This is a genomic window from Actinoplanes sp. NPDC048791 (assembly GCF_040650095.1).
Lineage (GTDB): Bacteria > Actinomycetota > Actinomycetes > Mycobacteriales > Micromonosporaceae > Actinoplanes.
Genome location: NZ_JBEZGQ010001220.1, coordinates 1 through 2,260 on the forward strand (window position 1 = coordinate 1; position 2,260 = coordinate 2,260).

Genomic DNA, 2,260 nt, shown 5'->3' on the forward strand with positions numbered 1-2,260 from the left:
GATGTCCCGCGGGAAGCCCGGCTGCTGACCGGTACGCGGCTCAGGGTCGCGCCCCGGCAACGGCCGCAACGGGTGTACGGGCGTGCCGTCCGGGTACGCGCTGACCGACCCGTCGACCAGCCGGTCGAAGCTGCGCCACAGCCCCCACATCCCGTGGTGGAAGTGCGGGTACAGGTGGCAGTGCCAGATGACGTCGCCGGGCGCCCGCTGGCGGCTGCCGGAGCCGTACAGGGGGTCGATGGTGACGGCGGTCTGCGGGCCGATCGTGATCGAGTCGATCAGCTGTGAGCCACGCGGCTCCCCCGGGCGGAACACCGACGGCTGCGCGGTGTCCTGCGGGACGGCCCGCCACTGGTGCACGTGGAGATGGAAGACGTGGGTCTCCTTGACGCCGGCGTGCACCAGCCGGACCCGGGCCGGATCGCCCTTGTAGGCCCGGAAGATCGGGGTGACCGGGTCACCGAACAGCCAGGAGCTGTGGTGCTGCTCCTCGCCGGCGACGCGTTCGAGGAAGTGGCCCTCATGGTCGCGGCCGATGTGGAAGATCTCGCTGAGCTCGTCGTCGACCTCGATCGCGACGGCGGCGAAGTCGATCTCGCCGGGCGGCGGCAGGGGCCGACCGGCGGTCGCCTCCGCGTGGCGGCGCATCCGGTGCGGCAGGCGCTGCGGCATCGGCTCGGCCCGGTAGGACAGCGGCATGACGGTGTGCTCGCCGATCAGCATCTGGCCGCTGTGCACCTCGGGCTCGTCGTGCATGAAGACGGTGAACTCGCGGTGGCTGTGCGGGACCCCGTTGAGGTGGAAGTCGACGAAGTCGGCCGCCGGCTGGTCGCCGGGCACGATCACGTCCGCGTACGGGCCGTCGGCGAACGCCGTGCCGGTGAGCAGCTCCCCGGTCTCGGGGTCGTGCCAGGTGGCGCCGGCCGGCTCGACGACGAACGCGCCGAACAGCCCGTGCGCGTTGGTGCCCCGTTCGGTCCCGCGGACGTCGCCGAGGTCGTTGACCACCCAGACACCCTCGCGGGCGGCGTGCCAGTGGTACGTGCGGTGCTGTCCCGGCCGTACCGTGGTGGGCTCGTTGCGGCCCACGGCCGCGCCGTCGTCGGTGCGCACCGAGCCGGCACCGTCGCCCTGCAGGTGCAGGCCGACCCGGCGATTGCGGATCTGGTTCTCGAAGTGCACGTCGACGCGGGCGCCGAGGGCGGCCCGCAGCACCAGCGGGCGCACCACCGGCACCGGGCGCAACGGGTTGAACCGGTCGTGGGCCGGCGTGAGCTCGCCCAGGCCGCGGACGTCGGTGCGGTGGTCGTTCAACAGCAGCCGGCGCACCCGGTCGAGGCCGAGGCCGCTCTGCCGGGCGAGGTGCCGCAGCGCGACGTGGTCGTCCGCCTCCAGCTTGGCCAGCCGTTCGTCGAACGCGTTCCGGGCCGCCACCAGCCCGGCGGCGAAGCTAGCCGCCCACTGGGCCCGGGTCGCGAGGTCGACGGCGAGTGCCGTGACGGCGCCGCCGGTGACCAGCGTGAGCGCCTGGACCAGCTCGTCGACGGTCGCCCGCAGGTTCTGCGTGATCGTGTGCCGGCGCGGGTCCAGCCCACTGTCGTCGCGCTCACCGAGCAGGTCGGCGGGGTCGGTCCCGTACGTCAGCAGCGGATCGCCCGGGCTCAGCCGCTCGCGCATGCGCTCGTAGCGGTCCAGCCCGTCCACGATGAGCTGCAGATGCTGGATGCGTTCGTGGGTACGCGGCAGGAACCGGTCGTCATCGTCCCACCGGGCCCGGGCCCAGTCGAGGAGCGGCACGTACCCCCGCAGCGTGTAGAGCAGTCCGTCGGGATCGTGGTCGCCGTCATTGGTGTAGACGATCGGGAACTGCACAGCGACGACGTCGTAGGTCAGGTCAGGCATCGGGATCTCCGGAAGGGTCAGGCGGTGAAGATCGTGTCCACGCCGAGCAGCAGGGCGCAGCCGACGATGAGGGCCGTGGCACCGGCCGGGCGGACCAGCACGGCACCGTGGCGGGTCAGGCGCTCGGCCGCCATCAGCGCGGTGAGCAGCGCCATCGCGATCAGCGAGCCGGCCCCGGCGACCAGGCCGACGGCCATCAGGGCCCAGCAGCAGCCCACACAGGACACCGCGTAGCGCACCGCGATGTCGGCGGCCTCGGCCCAGGCCGGGTGGACGCCGCGCCAGCGCAGCATGGCGACCCCGCGGGGGCTCCGGCAGGCGGTCAGGCACCGGTCCTTGATGGCGCTGAACTGGTACG

The 2,260-nt window shown here is 73.0% G+C and carries 2 protein-coding genes; both read right to left on the reverse strand.

What is annotated here, in order from left to right; all coding sequences use genetic code 11:
- The coding region (locus tag AB0C29_RS44590; protein ID WP_360833892.1) for a multicopper oxidase domain-containing protein at positions 1 to 1,902 on the reverse strand (1,902 nt) is incomplete at its 3' end.
- A 17-nt stretch (positions 1,903 to 1,919) separates the two neighbouring features.
- Positions 1,920 to 2,260 (reverse strand): DUF2182 domain-containing protein (locus AB0C29_RS44595; protein ID WP_360833894.1); only part of this gene is annotated, 341 nt, incomplete at its 5' end.